12 protein-coding genes and 1 pseudogene are annotated in these 17,684 nt (G+C 73.2%); 7 read left to right on the top strand and 6 right to left on the bottom strand.

All coding sequences use genetic code 11. From position 1 onward, the window contains the following. Positions 1-361: 361 nt before the first annotated feature. The 3 genes and pseudogenes from FZ103_RS04625 to FZ103_RS04635 form a co-directional block, all read right to left on the bottom strand. Positions 362-2,291 (bottom strand): annotated as a pseudogene (locus tag FZ103_RS04625) (glycosyl hydrolase family 18 protein). Between the two features lie 511 nt (positions 2,292-2,802). Beyond that, complete coding sequence (locus FZ103_RS04630) at positions 2,803-3,471, bottom strand: dienelactone hydrolase family protein (RefSeq protein ID WP_155999097.1); 669 nt, start codon at positions 3,469-3,471, stop codon at positions 2,803-2,805. Positions 3,472-3,587: 116 nt separating this feature from the next. Further along, positions 3,588-3,971 carry a DUF3140 domain-containing protein gene (locus tag FZ103_RS04635; RefSeq protein ID WP_155999099.1) on the bottom strand — a complete coding sequence of 128 codons (384 nt, stop codon included), beginning with the start codon at positions 3,969-3,971 and terminating at the stop codon, positions 3,588-3,590. A gap of 240 nt (positions 3,972-4,211) precedes the next feature. On the opposite strand from FZ103_RS04635, the gene FZ103_RS04640 reads away from it, so the two are divergent. Continuing rightward, complete coding sequence (locus tag FZ103_RS04640; RefSeq protein WP_155999101.1) at positions 4,212-4,634, top strand: four-helix bundle copper-binding protein; 423 nt, start codon at positions 4,212-4,214, stop codon at positions 4,632-4,634. Positions 4,635-4,689: 55 nt separating this feature from the next. Next, positions 4,690-5,109: a ChaB family protein gene (locus FZ103_RS04645; RefSeq protein ID WP_155999103.1), complete on the top strand. Its 420-nt coding sequence runs from the start codon at positions 4,690-4,692 to the stop codon at positions 5,107-5,109. Between the two features lie 259 nt (positions 5,110-5,368). Here the strand turns inward: FZ103_RS04645 and FZ103_RS04650 are convergent, their stop codons facing one another. Continuing rightward, positions 5,369-6,478, bottom strand: coding sequence for a glycosyltransferase family 9 protein (locus tag FZ103_RS04650; RefSeq protein WP_155999105.1), 1,110 nt, complete (start codon positions 6,476-6,478; stop codon positions 5,369-5,371). 58 nt (positions 6,479-6,536) lie between these two features. Then, positions 6,537-6,956, bottom strand: coding sequence for a CBS domain-containing protein (locus tag FZ103_RS04655; RefSeq protein ID WP_155999107.1), 420 nt, complete (start codon positions 6,954-6,956; stop codon positions 6,537-6,539). A gap of 341 nt (positions 6,957-7,297) precedes the next feature. Between FZ103_RS04655 and FZ103_RS04660 the strand changes: the two genes are divergently transcribed. Together FZ103_RS04660 and ctaD are read left to right on the top strand one after the other, a co-directional pair. Beyond that, positions 7,298-7,525, top strand: a complete 228-nt coding sequence (locus tag FZ103_RS04660) for a DUF3040 domain-containing protein (protein WP_155999109.1) — start codon at positions 7,298-7,300, stop codon at positions 7,523-7,525. Positions 7,526-7,613: 88 nt separating this feature from the next. After that, positions 7,614-9,269, top strand: coding sequence for a cytochrome c oxidase subunit I (gene ctaD, locus FZ103_RS04665; RefSeq protein ID WP_155999111.1), 1,656 nt, complete (start codon positions 7,614-7,616; stop codon positions 9,267-9,269). A gap of 579 nt (positions 9,270-9,848) precedes the next feature. Here ctaD and FZ103_RS04670 read toward each other — a convergent pair. Continuing rightward, positions 9,849-10,241: a PPOX class F420-dependent oxidoreductase gene (locus tag FZ103_RS04670; protein ID WP_155999113.1), complete on the bottom strand. Its 393-nt coding sequence runs from the start codon at positions 10,239-10,241 to the stop codon at positions 9,849-9,851. 243 nt (positions 10,242-10,484) lie between these two features. Between FZ103_RS04670 and FZ103_RS04675 the strand changes: the two genes are divergently transcribed. The 3 genes from FZ103_RS04675 to FZ103_RS04685 all read left to right on the top strand — a co-directional run bounded on the left by FZ103_RS04675 (position 10,485) and on the right by FZ103_RS04685 (position 17,683). Beyond that, positions 10,485-10,850 (top strand): hypothetical protein, encoded by a 366-nt coding sequence (locus FZ103_RS04675; protein WP_155999115.1) that lies wholly within the window; start codon positions 10,485-10,487, stop codon positions 10,848-10,850. A 73-nt stretch (positions 10,851-10,923) separates the two neighbouring features. Then, the gene (locus FZ103_RS04680; protein ID WP_155999117.1) at positions 10,924-13,479 is read left to right on the top strand and encodes an ATP-dependent Clp protease ATP-binding subunit; all 2,556 of its coding nucleotides are present in this window, start codon (positions 10,924-10,926) and stop codon (positions 13,477-13,479) included. Positions 13,480-16,024: 2,545 nt separating this feature from the next. Next, on the top strand, positions 16,025-17,683 hold the full coding sequence (locus FZ103_RS04685; RefSeq protein WP_155999119.1) for a carbamoyltransferase C-terminal domain-containing protein: 1,659 nt from the start codon (positions 16,025-16,027) through the stop codon (positions 17,681-17,683). Position 17,684 lies beyond the last annotated feature (1 nt).

Raw genomic sequence — 17,684 nt, forward strand, 5'->3', positions numbered from 1 at the left:
CGCCGCCCGTCACCCGCCGCCGCCCCAACGGAGGCGCTTCGCGCCACGTACCTGTTCAGAGCCGGCTTGCCGCCGAGCGCACGGCGCGCTTTTGCGCCGGAGTCCCGCCACTGGTGGCACGGCTCCGCCTGACACGTTCAGCGTGCGCTTAGCGGCAGGCTGCGACTGCGCTTCGCGAGACGCGCCCATTGCCGCAGCCTCGATGGCGGCCGCCCCGGGTGGTTCCAGGTGGCTTCCCGGAAAGCGGCTGCCGCCGTTCTTATGCCCGGCGGAAGGGCGTGCGGCCCCTGCTGACCTCAGCGGCCGCACGCCCGGCGGGGCCGGGCCGGGAGGAGTGCGCCCGGCCCCGGGGGAGGGCGGCTCAGCCGCCGTCGAGGGCGCCGTCGATCGCCGCCATCAGGCTGCCCTGGGCGTCGTCGCCGTCCAGCGACCAGGCCATGATCCCGCCGAGGCCGTGCTCCTTGGCCCAGGCGACCTTCTGCCGCATGGCGGTGGGGTCGTCGAAGGTCCAGAAGGTGGAGCCGTTGTACAGCCAGGCGGTCCCGGCCTCATCGTCGCGGTGGAGCGTGTAGCCGCTCAGGCCCTTCAGGTTCTTGTAGTCGTCGATCGGTCTGGTGCAGGCCGTCCCCGTCGGGACCGCCGGGCACGCCGGTCCAGCCGCGGCCGTAGAACGGCACGCCCAGCACCAGGTCGGCCGGATCGGCGCCGCGGTCGATGTAGGCCTGGATCGTCTCCTGCACGCTGTAGGTGCGCGGCCCGGGGTCGCCGGGGATGGGCGTGAGGTTGGACTGGTGGTTGGTGGTCTCCTCCCAGGCGCCGTGGAAGTCGTAGCCCTGCACGGTGACGAAGTCGAAGTCCTCCATCAGGGCGTCCACCTCGTAGCCGGCCTCGATCTTCTCCGGGTCGGCGGCCATGAACGACGTCAGCTGGTACTCGCGCCCGTTCTCGGCCTCCAGGGCGTCCATCTGCTCGCGGAACTCCTGGACCAGGGCGGTGAAGTTCTGCTTGTCCTGCGGGCGGAAGGTGTTGTCGGGGTGCCCCGCCGAGGCCGGCCACTCCCAGTCCAGGTCGATGCCGTCGAAGACGCCCGCGGCGGCTCCGGTGCCCCCGGCGCCGTCGATCACCGGCAGGTTGCCGCGCAGGTACATGTCGATGCAGGAGCTGACCAGCCGCTCGCGCGACTGCTCGGTCAGCGCGGCGTCGGAGAGGTTCTTCGACCAGGTCCAGCCGCCCAGCGAGATGAGCACGTTGAGGTGGGGGTGCTTCTCCTTGAGTTCGCGCAGCTGGTTGAAGTTGCCGCGCAGCGGCTGGTCCCAGGTGTCGCCCTGGCCGTCGACGCTGTCGGCGGCGCCGAAGGAGCGGCCGTAGTCGGCGTAGGCGTCGCCCTCGCCGGGCTGGTTGGCCATGAAGCACTGGCCGTCGGCCGAGACGTTGGCGAAGGCGTAGTTGACGTGGGTCAGCTTCTCGGCGGTGCCGCTGGTGTCCACGTCCTGCACGAGGTAGTCGCGCGCGTAGATGCCCCATTGGGTGAAGTAGCCGACGCGGACGTCGCCGCCCGGCCCGGGGTCCTCGCCGCCGCCCGCGGCGGTGCGCACGGTCACCGGGTCGCCGGCCGGCGAGCGGTTGCCCGCGGCGTCGTAGGCGCGCACCGAGAAGGTGTACTCGGTGTCGGCCTGCAGCCCGCCCACGGTCGCCGTGGTCGCGGTGCCGGTCGTGGACGCGGCGACCTCGCCGCCGCGAAGAACCTCGTAGCCGGCGACGCCGACGTCGTCGGTGGCGGCGTCCCAGCTCAGGGTGACGCTGTCGGCGGTGCGCGCGTCGAGCGCCAACCCGCCGGGCGCCGCGGGCGCCTCGGTGTCCTCGGAGGGCGCGCCTCCCGAGCAGGGGGAGCCGTTGATGGTGCACGTCCGGGGTTCGGTGGCGGTCACCCCGGCGGAGAAGGAGCCGTTGAACCCGATCCCGTAGCTGCCGCCGGCGGGGACGGGGGCGCCCCAGGAGGGCGGGGTGACGGTGTAGGTGCCGCCGGACTCGGCGAGCTCGGCGTTCCACATGCTGCTGACCGCGGTGCCCTCCGGGAGGCTGAACTCGATGGTCCAGTCCTCCAGGGCGGAGCCGCCGTCGTTGATGATGGTGAACTGGCCGCTGTACCCGGTTTCCCAGGTCTGGCCCTCGGTGTAGACGACGGTGACGTCTGCGGCGTCGGCCGCGGCAGGGGCGGCCGAGAGCGGGCAGGCCGCCAGGGCGGCGGCGAGCACGGCCGCGGCCGCTGCTCTGGTGCGGGGGGTCTTCACGTTCGTTCGTCTCCTACTTCGCCTGCGGGGCGGGGGATGGGGTCCGGTGCGGACGGTTCGGGGTGTGCGCCCGACCGGCGCGGAGGGAGCGCGGGCGCGCGGTGCTCGCGGGGGCTGCGCGCGCCGCCGAGCGGGTCGAGCGGCGCCGGCGGCCCGCGGGCGCCGCAGGGTGCGGGGGACGGGGGAAGCACGGGTGCTCCATCCGGTGGGGGATTTTTTTAGGAAACTTAACTATTAGTTTTTTCGCATGGCAAGCGGGGGAATCCGGGTTTCTTTCAGCGGCGACTGCGCAGCGCGTTCAGAGGGTGACCGGCTCGGTCGGTGACCTGGACAGGTATCGGACGCCTTGCTCGCAGCGCGCGGGATTGGCCGGATCCGGCCACGTGGCGTCCTTGCATTCCGCGGATCGCTGACGGTGCGCAGGGTCCGCAGGCCGGCGGGGGAGGGGGAAGCGGCGCCCGCGCCGCGTGCGGCGCGGCCCCGGGGCGCTGAGGCCGCACCCGGTGCGGCCTCAGCTCGGCGTGCCGGGCTCGCTCGCGCCAAGGTGGTCGCGGAACCAGGTCATCGCCGCACCCGCGACCTGCTCCAATGCCCCCGGCTCCGCGAAGAGGTGGGTCGCATCGGGCACGAGATGCACGTCGTTGAGGACGTGCAGCTGCTCGGTGGCCTCGAACGAGATCCGCACGATGGGCTCGTCGGCGCTGCCCGCGATCATCAGCACGGGCGCGGAGACGTCCGCGAGGCGGTCCTCGGCCAGGTCCACCCTGCCGCCCCGCGAGACCACCGCACCGACCCGCTCGGGGCGCTCGGCCGCGGCCCGCAGCGCCGCCGCGGCCCCCGTGCTCGCGCCGAACAGCCCCACGTCGAGCCCGGCCGTCTGGGAGTCCTCGGCGAGCCAGTCGATCGCGGCGGTCAGCCGCCGCGTCAGCAGCCCGATGTCGAAGCGCAGCTCCCGGGTCACCTGGTCGATGCGGTCCTCGTCCTCGGTGAGCAGGTCCAGCAGTAGGGTGGCGAAGCCCGCCTTGCTCAGCGCGTCGGCGACCTCTTTGTTGCGCGGACTGTGCCGCGAGCTGCCGCTGCCGTGCGCGAAGAGCACCACGCCGGAGGCTCCCGGCGTGGTCGTCAGGTCGCCTGCCAGCTCCGCATCGCCGTCTCGGACCGCCACAGTTCGTACGTCCATGTCCCGTCCCTCCCCCGTCGCGTCGAGCAGTCGGACCACTACCGGCACGCTCCGGCGCCAAACACCCGTCGCGGCGTCCGGCGGCCGCGGGGGCGCGACCGCGGCCCGGCGCCGGACTACTGCGGGCCCTCGGCGCCGGGGTCCTCCTCGGGGCTGGTGGGATCGGGGCGCAGCGGATCGTGGCCGAGCGTCATGAGCTCGTGGCGCCACTTCTCCGCCCGCTCCTCGGTGGGAACGGCCAGCAGCCGGCCCGCCCGTTCGACCACGTGGCGCATCGTCTCCAGATCGTCGCGGGTGAGGTCCACCTGGCGCTTGTCGAGGATCTCCACCACGCGCCGGCCGAGGGGAGAGACGTCCATGGACGGGTCGGCGGGGAACCGGTCGGGCCCCGAGGCGTCGGTCAGCAGCCAGCGGCGCAGCTCCTCGCTGCTCATGTTCACCGTGCCGTGGAACTCGCGCCACAGTTCCGCCGTCTCGGGATCCAGGCGTTCACGGACCATGTCGACCTCCTCCGGTCGGAGTCAGCGACCGCGCGCCGGGCGCGCGCCGGTCTGGGGACCGCTACCTGGACCGCGCGGCCTCCAAACGCCGTTGGGAGGGCGACCGCGCAGGTCGCGGAGGTCCGGCGGCGGCCCTGGCCGGCCCGGCGCGGCGTTTGGCGGCGCCGCATCTCGGTAGCGGTCGGACAGGTCCGCTGGCCGTCGTGACCGAGCCACCGAGCTGAAGAGGTGCTTGTGACTATGCCGACCCAGACCGAAGAATTCCTGCGCAGCCATCCCCGAGACATCGGCGTCGAGGATGTGGACCTGCTCAAGACCACGGTGGAGCGGCTGGCCGCCTGCGCCCAGTCGTGCACGGCCTGCGCGGACGCGTGCCTGGGGGAGTCGGAGGTGGCCGAGCTCGTCGCCTGCGTGCGCCTCAACCTCGACTGCGCCGACGTCTGCTCGGCCGCCGAGCGCGTGCTCACCCGGCGCACCGACGCCGACCCCGAACTGCAGCGCAGCCTGCTGGAGACCGCGATCCTCTACACCCAGGCCTGCGCCCGCGAATGCGAGCGGCACGGCGGGCGCCACGAGCACTGCCGGCTGTGCGCCGACCGGTGCCGACTGGCCGAGGACTCCTGCCGGCAGTTCCTGCTGCAGGTCCAGGAGCAGCAGCGGTAAAGGCGGCCGCGCGCAGCCTGCGGCCGACCACACCCAGCGAGAGGAGGAGGCGGACATGCCTGCGCGAGAGGAGCTTCCGAGCACCCTGCGGCGCTCGCCGCGCGGTGCCCAGGAGACCTGGATCAAGGCCCACGACTCGGCCGTGGACACCTACGGCGAGGGGGAGCGGGCGCACCGCGTCGCCTACGCGGCGCTCAAGCACCAGTACGAGAAGGTGGGCGACCGCTGGAAGCCCAAGGAGGAGCGGGGGCCCTCCGACAAGCAGGCCGCCAACCCCAAGGCGCCCAAGCAGCGCGGCGGCGACAAACCGACCGCCGGCGGCGTCGACGCCAACGCCAGCAAGGAGCACCTCTATGAGCGTGCGCGCGAGGCCGGTGTCGAGGGGCGCTCCAAGATGAACAAGCGCGAACTGGTGGACGCCTTGCAGAAGGCGAGCGGCAGCCAGACGCGCAAGGCCCGCAAGTCCAAGTCCTGACGCGCCGCCGGCGCGGCCCTCCCCGCAGGCGCCGCCCGGGTCCGCTGCCGGGACCCGGGCGGCGCCCCGCCGCGCTCCGGCGTGCGCGGCCCGCGCGACCCCCTCGCAGGCCGCGGCCGCGGCGCCGCCGGGCGCTGATCCGCCGAGGCGGGTCCTCCCGCCCCCCGACGATGCCATCAGGAGGACCCGGTCCCGGCTCCGGCCGGTGCGGCTGCACCGGTTCGGCTCGCTGGGGGCGGCTACCGCAGCCGAATCCGAGTCAAACGTCGGCAACGCGCCTTTCTGTGCCCGCTGAGGCGGCGGAGGCTCCGGTGGCGCCGGTGCCCCTGGGGGATGCGAGGGGCCGCCGCGGCGGGGGTGCCGCACCGGGGCCGCTGAAAGGCCGGTTCTCCGCGAGCGTGCGCTCGGCGGCCGCGACCACCTCGCCCACGCTGATGCGCAGCAGCCCGGCGTCGCAAACGCCGCCGTGCGGATCGCCGCGCCCGCCGTGCCACAGGCAGGCGTGGCGGGCGGTGTCGATGCGCGGCCCCCACAGCGCGGGATCGACGGGGCCGAAGAGCACGACCGAGGGAGTGGAGTACGCGGTGGCCAGGTGGGCCAGGCCGGTGTCGCCGCACACCACCAGCGCCGCCCCGGCCACCAGCGACGCCAGCTGAGGAAGCGCCGTGCGGCCTGCGTGCACCCGCGACTCCGCCAGCCCGGCCTGCCGGGCGACCTCCAGAGCCGCCGGCCGCTCCTCCCGCGACCCCGTGATCACCACGTCGAGACCTCGGTCCTGCAGGTGGCGGGCCACGGCCGCGAAACGGTCGGCGGGCCAGCGCCGTGCGGGCGAGGCCGCGCCCGGGTGCACCACGGCCGCGGCGGGGCCCTCCGCTGCGTCCTGTCGCGGCGCGGGCCGGGGAAGCCGCAGGTCGCCCGGGTCGGCGCTGATGCCGTAGTAGGCGAGCAGGCCGCACCACAGGTCGACGTCGTGCATCCCTGCCGGCCAGGAGGGGCCGGGGTGGCCGCTCGCCTCGGGATGCGCGTGCGTCCACAGCCGGCGGGGCTCCAGTGCGCGCAGGGCCCGTACCGACTCCGGGCCGCTGCCGTGCAGGTTGACGGCGAGGTCCGGCGGTTCGGCATGGGGCCACGGCGGCGGCGCGGGGCCGTGGGCGGGCAGGAGCCGCCAGTCCAGTCCGGCCAGCGCCAGCAGGTCGGCGTAGGCGGGCGGGCCGGCCAGGTGGAGCTCCCAGCCGGGATGGGACCGCTCCAGCGCCCGCAGCGCCGGGACCGCGGTGAGGAAGTCGCCCAGGCCCAGGGCGCGCAGCACCACCAGGCGCCGCGCCCCTCGGCCGCCGCCGTCCACGCCCGTCGCCGCCGGATCGCTCATGGGCGCACCGCTACCGCTGCGCATGCGGCGCAAACGCGGCCGGTGCGCCCGGGCGTCCTCAGGTGTTGGCGCCGCTTCCGCTGATCGCGGCCAGGACCGAGGACGGGTCGCGCTCGACCGCGAGGTCGCCCAGCGACACCATGCCCACGACGCGGTTCTCCTCCACGACGGGCAGCCGCCGCACAGCGTTGTCCCGCATGGTGCGCACCGCGTCGTCGATGCTGTCGCGCGGGCCGATGACCGTCAGGCGGCCGCTGAGGACGCTGCCGGCCGTGGTCCGGCCGCAGTCGGAGCCGTCGGCGACGCAGCGCACCACGATGTCGCGGTCGGTCAGCACGCCCAGCACCGAGTCGTTCTCGGTCACGACCACGTCGCCGATGTCCTTGTCGCGCATGATGACGGCCGCCTCGTAGAGCGTCGTCTCCGGGGAGACGGTGTAGGGCGGCTGCGTCATGATCTCTCGAACCTGCTCGGCCATGGGATCCTCCAGAATTCGCGAACGTCCGGGGACGGATTCGCTCTCGGCGGCCCGCGCCGGCGGGCGCCGCCCGGATCGGCCGGCTCGGCGACCGCCCACGCAGGCCGCGGCTTCGCCTCCCGCGACCACTACCGAGGTCCGGCCCCGTGAAACCCGGCCGGGTCGCTCCCCGGGTCGGCGCCGGTGAGCTGGAAGAATCCGGTGGCAGGGGCGGTGCCTTCCGCGGCCGCCACTCCGGCCGCACCGGACGTTAGCGCGGGCACACGCGCGGGTAGAGGCGCGCTCGCCGAACTCGGACGGGTTCGGCGCCACCCCCGGATGTGGAGCGCAGGAGGACGGCGATGGCCCTGGATCGCAGGGAGAGGGCGCGGCTGCACCGGATCCAGCGGCAGCTCGCACAGGAGGATCCCGAGTGCCGGCGCCGCCTGCGCGACTACTCCGAACGGCTCGCTGAGAACAGCGCACCGGCCGCGCGTGAACCCGTGCCCTGGGCGGGTGTCCTGCTGATCTGGGCGGCCGCCCTGGCGGCGGCGCTGGTCCTCATCGCGGCTGCCATCAGCAGCGCATGACCACCCGGCTCGGGCTCCGCCCGGCGTGTGCAGCGTGCCCCCGATCCACCCCGTACCCGCGTCCCAGGACCAAGGAAATGGAGTCCGCATGACCCAGACCGCGCAGTCGGAGCGCGACGCATCGGAGGAGCGCGGTCCGATCCGCAAGGGGTCGACCTTCGTCAGCTGGATGTCCTCCACCGATCACAAGGTGATCGGAAAGATGTACCTCATCACCTCGTTCGGGTTCTTCCTGGCGGCCGGCCTCATGGCGATGCTGATCCGCGCGGAGCTGCTGTGGCCGGGCATGCAGGTGGTGACGCACGAGACCTACAACCAGCTGTTCACGATCCACGGCACGGTCATGATGCTGCTGTTCGCGACCCCGCTGTTCGTCGGGTTCGCCAACGTGATCGTGCCGCTGCAGATCGGCGCTCCCGACGTGGCGTTCCCCCGGCTGAACATGTTCAGCTACTGGCTGTTCCTCTTCGGCGGGCTGATGGTCGTCGGCGGGTTCGCCACTCCCTCGGGCGCGGCGAGCTTCGGCTGGTTCGCCTACACCCCGCTGTCGGACGGGGTGCGCAGTCCGGGCCTGGGCGGTGACCTGTGGGTCCTGGGCCTGCTGGTGTCGGGTCTGGGCACCATCCTGGGCGCGGTCAACTTCATGACGACGGTCGCGGTGATGCGCGCGCCCGGCATGACGATGTTCCGGATGCCGCTGTTCACCTGGAACACCGTGTTCACCGGCGTCCTCATCCTGCTGGCGTTCCCGGTGCTCACCGCCGCCCTGGCCGCCCTGGCCGCCGACCGTATCCTGGGCGCCAACGTCTACAACGCCGAGCACGGCGGCGCGATCCTCTGGCAGCACCTGTTCTGGTTCTTCGGCCATCCCGAGGTCTACATCATCGCTCTGCCGTTCTTCGGGATCATCACCGAGGTCATCCCCGTGTTCTCGCGCAAGCCGCTGTTCGGCTACCTCGGCATGGTCGCCGCCACACTGGCGATCACGGGCCTGTCGATGACGGTGTGGGCCCACCACATGTTCGCCACGGGCGCGGTGCTGCTCCCGTTCTTCTCGTTCATGTCCTTCCTGATCGCCGTGCCCACCGGCATCAAGTTCTTCAACTGGATCGGCACCATGTGGCGGGGGCAGCTCACCTTCCCCACGCCCATGCTGTTCGCGGTGGGGTTCCTGGTGACGTTCCTCTTCGGCGGCCTCACCGGAGTGATCCTGGCCTCGCCCCCGCTGGACTTCCACGTCACCGACTCCTACTTCGTGGTGGGCCACTTCCACTACGTGGTCTTCGGGACCGTGGTCTTCGCGATGTTCTCGGGCTTCTACTACTGGTGGCCCAAGATGACCGGGAAGATGCTCTTCGAGGGGCTGGGCAAGGCGCATTTCTGGTCGCTGTTCATCGGATTCCACACGACGTTCCTGGTCCAGCACTGGCTGGGGGTGGAGGGCATGCCCCGCCGCTACGCCGACTACCTGCCCTCGGACGGCTTCACCGCCCTCAACGCCATCTCCAGCATCGGAGCGTTCGTGCTGGGTGCCTCGACGCTGTTCTTCCTGTGGAACATCTGGGCCACCGTCCGCAAGGGCACCCGGGTCGACACCGACGACCCCTGGGGCTACGGCGGGTCGCTGGAGTGGGCCACGTCCTGCCCGCCGCCGCGGCACAACTTCACCTCGCTGCCGCGGATCCGCAGCGAGCGGCCGGCCTTCGACCTGAAGTTCCCGCACGCCAACCGGCCGGCGCAGTAGCCGGGCGACCCCGGCGGGTGAGGCGGGCGGGGGAAGAAGCCCGGCCAGCCGGCGCCGGGGGAGGGCACGGCGGGTGCGGCGCGGCAGGTGCGTGGACGGGGATACCAGGGATACCAGGCGGGCGCCGCGGCGGGCGGGGCCTGCCGCTAGAATCGGCGGCGTCGCCGGTCCGACCCGCGCGCCCGGCAGGTTCCTGCCGCGCAGGCGCGCCCGCGAGACCGGGACGGACGGTCTCGCGGGCGCGGTCATGGCGGCCGGTCGGCCGGTCGGCGGCGCCCCACGGGGGGCGACGGGGAGCCCTGACCCCGCTCCGCGCACAGCCGCGGTGATCGGCGCAGGTGCGCGGGATCGCGAAGGCCGGGCCGTGTCGGCGGGAGCGGCCGGCAGCGGAATGCGGGCGCACTCACCCGATCGGCCGGACCCCTCGTTCCGGACCACATTTGGTTGAGGATTGAACCATCCGGAACCGATTCTACCCGTCTTCACCGCTGGGAACGAACCGCCCGGGGCAGGCGGCGCGACGCGACCGCGTGGGAAGGACCCGCCTCGCCCCAAGGCCGGCCGGGTCCCCGCGTGCGGTCACTGCTTGGTCGTGTGCTCCGGGCGCACCGAGATCACGATCCGCTCCTCTCCCGGCTCCGTCCAGGGATAGCGGTCCTGGTCGAGGTAGCGCTTGGCCAGGTGATCGATGAAGGCGTTGCCGTCGTCCTCCTCGATCGACTCCACCCGGCCCCGGATCTCCACGTAGCGATAGGGGTCGTCGGGGTCCTGCACCGACATCGAGATGCGGTCGTCGCGCAGGAGGTTGCGGTACTTCTGCCGCCCCCGGGTCTGGCTGAAGCGGACGTTCTCGCCATCCCAGTCGATCCATACCGGGTTGGCCTGGGGCTCGCCGCGCGGCCCGAGCGTGGCCACGTGCGCGAAGCTGCGCTTGTGCAGGATGTCTTCGCGGTCTGCGGGGATGGTGCTCATGCGGCTCCTCAATCGTCGAACAAGCGGACGCCGACAGCCCTGCCAGCGGCGGTCACACGCGCCGTACCTGCTATCACGCCGCCCCCCGGTTGAAACGTCGCGGCCGGGCCCGTGCCAAGAGGCACCGCCGCGGCCCGGCTGTTTCGCCACCCGGGCCACGGGTAGCGGCGGGCCCTGAGGCGATCGCGGCGCTGCGCAACGCCGCCGCCGACACCAGACCCGCCGGGAATGGAGTGATGTTCCATGTCCGCTGAGCGGAACGCACCGCCGATCGAGGGCTACGAAGGCCTGCCGGTCGGCACGCTGCAGCACCGCGTCCGCGCCCTGACACAGGAGCAGATGCGCGAGCTGATCGACTACGAGTCCGCTCACGCCAACCGGCCCAACGTGCTGGAGATCCTCAACGGGCGGCTGAGGGAACTGGAGAACGGGGCGGAGCCCTCGGGCGGGGACCAGAGCTTCCAACCCGAGACCCCGCAGGCGCCCCGCGGCGGATCCGAGGTCAGCCCGGGCGGCCAGGGGCCCGAAGGCAACGCCCCGCCGCACGGCGTCCCCGCGCAGCCGGCCAAACCCAAGGGCGACAACCCGCCCGGGCCCGGAAACGGGTGACGCGGCGCCCGAGCCGTTCCGTACCGGGGTGCCCGCACGGCGAGGCGCCACGTTCCAGAAGGAGGTCCCCGCAATGGCACACGACTTTCCGGGGGGAGGCGGCTTCGACCCCCGCTCCTTCGAGGAGTTCCTGGCGCGCTTCTTCGGCCCCGGCGGCCCGCGCCGCGCCTCCCAGCGCGTCGACCTGTCGAAACTGATGGACGCCGCGACCCGCGAAGTGGTGTCCGAGGCGATCGCCCGCGCCTCGCAGAACGACGGCACCGACCTGGACGCCGCCCACCTGCTGTGGGCGCTGCTGCGCTACGAGCCGGCGCGGGAGCTGATCCAGCGCACCGGCGCCGACCCGGACGCGCTGGCCAAGTCCGCCGAGACGGAGGCCGAGCGCGCCCCGCAGGCCGGACCGGGCATCCCGGCCCTCACCCCGGCCGCCAAGCGCACGCTGCTCGACGCCCACCAGATCGCACGGGCGCTGGGCCGGCCCTACATCGCCCCCGAGCACATGCTCTTCGCGCTGGCCGTGAACGGCGAGTCGCGCGTGGGCCGCATGCTCGGCGAGGCCGGCATCACCCCCGAGTCGCTGCAGGCGGCGGCGAGCTCGGGACCCGCGCCCGCCGGCAGCGGCGGCGGCCAGGGCGCCCCGGCCGCCCAGCAGCAGAGCAACACGCCCAACCTGGACGAGTACGGCACCGACATAACCGCCCTGGCCGCCGAAGGCCGCCTGGATCCGGTGATGGGCCGCGAGTCCGAGGTGGAGCAGACCATCGAGGTGCTGGCCCGCCGCCGCAAGAACAACCCGGTGCTCATCGGCGACCCCGGCGTGGGCAAGACCGCCATCGTCGAGGGCATCGCCCAGCGCATCTCCGACAACGACGTCCCCGACACCCTCAGCGGGCGCAGGCTGGTGCAGCTCGACCTCGCCGGCGTCGTGGCGGGCACGCGCTACCGCGGCGACTTCGAGGAGCGGGTCCGCAACATCATCGAGGAGATCCGCAATGACGACAAGCTGCTGATCTTCATCGACGAGCTGCACACCGTCGTGGGCGCGGGCGGCGCCGAGGGAGCCATGAGCGCGGGCAACATGCTCAAGCCCGCGCTGGCCCGCGGCGAGCTGCACATGATCGGCGCCACCACGCTGGACGAGTACCGGCAGAACATCGAGAAGGACGCGGCGCTGGAGCGCCGCTTCCAGCCGGTGCTGGTCTCCGAGCCCACCGTCGAGGACACCGTCGAGATCCTGCGCGGCCTGCGCGACCGCTACGAGGCCCACCACCAGGTGCGCTTCAGCGACGACGGCCTCGTGGCGGCCGCCGAGCTCTCCGACCGCTACATCTCCGACCGGTTCCTGCCCGACAAGGCGATCGATCTGGTCGACCAGGCCGGCGCGCGGGTGCGGCTGCGCGCCAAGCGGCCCAGCGTCGACGTGCAGGAGCTGGAGCAGCGGCTGCGCGAGCTGGAGGCCCGCAAGGAGCAGGCCGTCCGCGAGGAGGACTACGAGGCCGCCTCCCAGGCCCGCGACGAGATCAACAGCACGCGGGAGTCCATCGCCCAGGTGCGCGACGCGGGATCCGAGCAGGTGCCGGTGGTCGGCGTCGAGGACGTCGCCGAGGTTGTCTCGCGGATCACCTCCATCCCGGTCTCCCAGCTCACCCAGGAGGAGCGTGAGCGGCTGACCGGGTTGGAGGAGCGCCTGCACGCCCGCGTCATCGGCCAGGACGAAGCCGTCACCGCCGTGGCCGAGGCGGTGCGGCGCTCGCGCGCCGGACTTGCCTCGCCCGACCGGCCCATCGGCAGCTTCCTGTTCCTGGGCCCCACCGGCGTCGGCAAGACCGAGTTGGCGCGGGCGCTGGCCGAGGCGCTGTTCGGCTCCCAGGAGCAGATGATCCGCTTCGACATGAGCGAGTTCCAGGAGCGCCACACCTCCGCGCGCCTGGTGGGGGCGCCTCCCGGCTACGTCGGCTACGAGGAGGCGGGCCAGCTCACCGAGGCGGTGCGGCGCTCACCCTACTCCGTGATCCTGCTCGACGAGATCGAGAAGGCGCACCCGGACATCTTCAACCTGCTGCTGCAGATGCTCGACGACGGCCGGCTCACCGACGGCCAGGGCCGCACCGTCGACTTCCGCAACACCGTGGTCATCATGACCAGCAACCTCGGCTCGGAGTTCATCACCGGCGGCGGGCCGATCGGATTCATCGGCGCCGAGGAGGGCGAGCGCGACCGCGCCACCCGCGAGCGGATCATGGCGCGCCTGCGCGACGAGTTCCGGCCCGAGTTCCTCAACCGCGTCGACGAGATCATCGTCTTTTCGCAGCTCACCGACGACCAGTTGGCGCGCATCACCCGGCTGTTGCTGGAGGAGACCTCGCGCCGGCTGCACGCCCAGGACATCGGGATCGAGTTCACCGACGACGCCGTGAGCTGGCTGGCCGCCACAGGCCACCAGCCCGAGTTCGGCGCCCGCCCGCTGTCGCGGACCATCCAGCGCAGCGTGGGCAACCCGTTGTCCTCCATGCTCCTCAACGGCCGACTCGCCCCGGGCGACCGTGTCACGGTCGCCGTGGGCGATGAGGGGCTGGACTTCCAGGTCGACACGAGCAACCGCCGCGAGGCGGCGAGCACGGCGACCTGAGGTAGCCGGCCGACAGCCGGGCAGCGCCGAGCAGCGGCCATCGGTCCGGGCGTGCGGTCATCGCTTGTTGCCGGCGGATGGCTGATCATCCGACGGGGCGGCGAAGGGCGGCGGATGGCTGGGCCTGCGCGAGTCGGTTCGGGTGCTCGCCGGTGCGGGTGGGCGACGGGGGCGGCGAGGGCTGCGGATGGCCCGGCCCGCGCCCATCGGTTCGGGTGCCCGCCGGTGCAGGTGGGCGACGGGGGCGGCGAGGTCGGCGGGTGGCTGGGCTGTGCGGTTGTCGCTTGCCGTCGGCGGATGGTTGGTCATCCGGCGGGGCGGGCGAAGGGCGGTGCGGGGTTTCACCCGCGATCACCGCACCGGGTGCTCGCCGGTCGCCCATGCGACGGGGGCGGCGAGGGCTGCGGAAGGCCCGGCCCGAGCCCACCGGTTCCGGTGCCCGCCGGTGCCGGTGCGCGACGGGGGCGGCGGCACGCCCGGGTGGCGTTCCGGTGCGCCCCACCAACCCACGCGCCCGACCCGAAACCCGGAACGCCCGAATTAATCTAACTCCCCAACGGCGATCTTGTACCTGTGGTCACTTGTGAACGCTCACAATGACCACAGATACAAGATCGCCGCCACTGGGAGCATCGATCCCGAGGGATCGCCTCCGATGTCCCGGTTCGTCCGCCGGGTCGGCTGCCGGACCGCCCCGGACCGCGTCGAGGGTGTCGGTGGGGCCACACTCGACGCCGAGTGTGGCCCCACCGACACCCTCGACGCGGAAGCCGGGCACGGAAACCCGACATTCGGTGCTTTCGGGGCGGCGATGGGGTGACGAGAAGCGCCGCGCGATCGCCCGGGCGGGCTCCGGACGCGCGGAGGGCCGTCCGCGGCGTCGACTCCTCCCGTGATGTCCGGTATTCGGGGGCGCCGGAGCGGCTCGCACGACCCGGATCGGCGATGATCATGGCGTTTGGACCGGGGATCCGCGCCCGAAGCGATCCAAACGCGCACCTCGCGGCACCCCGGCCACTCCCACCCCCCCGCCACAGCCCGGCATTCCGGGCAAACCACCCCGGATTCCTTTCGCATCCCGGAAAACCCGGCGCACCGGTGCGCCGCGCAGCCCCACCGCGCACCATCGGCGGGCACCGTCGACCCGCGCGAGGCGATATGCCCGGAACATCCCGCCCGGGCGGTGTGTCAGAACGGCGGGGGCGCCGCCTTGCAGGAACCCCACCGGGCACCACCCGGGGCGGCCACCACCGAGGCTGCGGCAATGGGTGCGCCTCGCGAAGCGCGGTCACAGCTTGCCGCCGAGCGCACGCTGCACCTGTCAGACGGAGCCGCACCACCGGTGGCGGGCCTCCGAAACACAGGTGCACCGCCGCTCGGCGGCAAGCCGGCGCACAGCGCTTCGCGCATCACAGCCCCATTGCCGCAACCTCCTGTGGTGACCGACTCCTTAAACCCGACGTAGGCCGCCCCACCACCGCCCTCGCCGCCACCGTCGCCTGTCGCACCGGCGGGCACCGGGTCCGGTGGGCTCGGGCTGGACCCCGTGTGGCCGTCGCTGCCCTCGTCGCGTGGGTCACCGGCGGGCGCCCGAACCGATGGGCTCGGGCTGGACCCCGTGCGGCCGTCGCTGCCCTCGTCGCGTGGGTCACCGGCGGGCACCCGAACCGATGGGCGCGGGCTGAACCTGCGGCCGTCGCTGCTGCGCCGGATGATCAGCCATCCGCTGACCTCGCTGCCCTCGTCGCGTGGGTCACCGGCGGGCACCCGAACCGGTGGGCGCGGGCTGAACCTGCGGCCGTCGCTGCTGCGCCGGATGATCAGCCATCCGCTGACCTCGCTGCCCTCGTCGCGTGGGTCACCGGCGGGCACCCGAACCGGTGGGCTCGGGCCGAGCCACCCACCGACCTCGCCGCCCCCGTCGCCCGGGCCGCCGGCGGGCACCCAGCCCGGCGGGCTCGGGCTGAACCCCGTGCGGCCCTGGCCGCTCCGCCGGATGATCAGCCATTCGCCGGCAGCAAGCGATGACCGCACAGCCCGGCCCCCCGCCGTCCTCGCCGGCCCCCGTCAAGCGATCAACTCCCCGCCCGCCCAAGGCACCATGCCCAAGCCCCGCAGCCGCGTGATGCCCGCCACACGGAACGACGCTGTGTGGTTTACCTGCGCTTTGCGGTGCGGCGATGGCATGGTCCGCGGGAACCGAGGGGTCCCCGCCCGGCGCCGCCCGCCGCCTGGTGCGGACTCTGCTCTCACATCCCGCCGAACACCGCGGTCGCCGTGCCATTCGGGATCCGCGCCGCCCTCCGGGTCCCGCTGGGCCTCGCAGGGCGCCGCCCGAGCGGTCCTGACCGGCGCGCAGACCTCCGGCGGCACGCCATCGGAGAGTGAATTCGGACGCCGATTACACACAGTGACTACAGTGCCCAGAATACATGGCCGGTCGTTTCAGCGTCGCTGCGATTGGTAGTCGACTGACCGTGCCCGCACCGGCGGATGCACGCCCACCGTCTGGACGTGGGCGAGAACGGGGGAGGAGTACCGGCCTATGCGATTCCTCGGTGTCAACGCCGTGTTCCACGATCCGGCCGCCGCGCTCGTCGTCGACGGAGAGATCGTGGCCGCGGCCGAGGAGGAGCGGTTCAACCGGCGCAAGCACGGCAAGCGGCCCGTGCCGTTCTCCGCCTGGGAGCTGCCCGAGCAGGCCATGCGCTGGTGCCTGGAGTCCGCCGGCATCACGCCCGCCGACCTCGACGGAGTGGCCTACTCCTACGATCCGTCGCTGGTCAAGCCGGAGCAGGAGCGGCTGGATCCGGCATGGGAGGACCTCCGCACCCTCTACGCCCGCCGCGCGCCCGCGTTCCTGGCAACCGCGCTGCCCGGCCTCGATCCCGACCGTGTGCACCATGTCCCGCACCACGTCGCCCACGCGGCCTCGGCCGGGCTGGCGGCGCCCGCCGCGCACGGCGAGCGCGACTGCGCCGTCTTCGTCGCCGACGGCCGCGGCGAGGACGCGGCCCACCTGGCGGGCGCCTACCGCGGGGGCGGGCTGGAGATCCTGGCGCGCCAAGGTCTGCCGCACTCCCTCGGGCTGATCTACGAAGACCTCACCGACCACCTCGGTTTCCAGCGCTCCAGCGACGAGTACAAGGTCATGGCGCTGGCGTCGTCGGGGACGCCCCGCTTCATCGGGGAAATGCGCGAGCTGATCGCCACCACCGGCGAGGGCGGCGTCCGCGTCGACCCCGTCGACTTCGCCGCCTTCGCCAAGCGGCGCAGCCGCGACGGCGAGGTGGCCGCCGAGCACGCCGACCTCGCCGCCAGCATGCAGCAGCGCCTGGAAGAGGTGCTGCTGGAGCTGGTCTCGTGGCTGCACCGCGAAACCGGGCTGGCGCGGCTGGCGATGGCCGGAGGAGTCGCGCTCAACTGCGTGGCCAACACCCGCATCGCCGCCGAAGGCCCGTTCGAGGACGTGTGGGTGCAGCCCGCCGCCGGCGACGCCGGCACCGCGCTGGGCGGTGCGCTGCACCTGGCCCGGTCGGCCGGCGAGGACGTGGCGCCCATGGCAGGCGCCGACCTGGGGCGCGGCTGGAGCGAGGCGGAGCTGGCCGCCGCCTTGGAGGAGGCCGACCTCGCCTACGAGCGCCCCGACGACCTCGCCGACACGGTCGCGGCCGCGCTGGCGCGCGACGAGCTCGTCGCCTGGTTCCAGGGCCGTAGCGAGTACGGGCCCCGCGCGCTGGGCCGGCGCTCCCTGCTGGCCAACCCGACCCGTGCGGGCAACCTCGACCGCATCAACGCCGTGAAGGGCCGCGAGAGCTTCCGGCCGGTCGCGCCGATGGTGCCGACCGACCGCGCCGGCGACATCTTCTCGCGCGGGCCGCTGCCCAGCCCCTACATGCTGTTCGTGCACGACGTCGCCGAGCGGTGGCGCGAGCGCATCCCCGCGGTCGTGCACACCGACGGCACCGCCCGCGTGCAGACCGTCGACGCCGGCGAGCAGCTGCTGACGCGGCTGCTGCACCGCTTCGAGGCCCGCACCGGCGTTCCGGTCGTCATCAACACCAGCCTCAACACCGCCGGGCGCCCGATGGTCGACAGCCCCAGGGACGCCCTGGAGTGCTTCGGGTCCTCGCCGGTGGACCTGCTCGCCATCGGGCCGTTCGTCGTGCGGCGGTCCCGGCTGAACGGGCGGGGGAGGGGCTGAC

Source organism: Streptomonospora sp. PA3 (assembly GCF_009728995.1).
Classification (GTDB): Bacteria; Actinomycetota; Actinomycetes; order Streptosporangiales; family Streptosporangiaceae; genus Streptomonospora.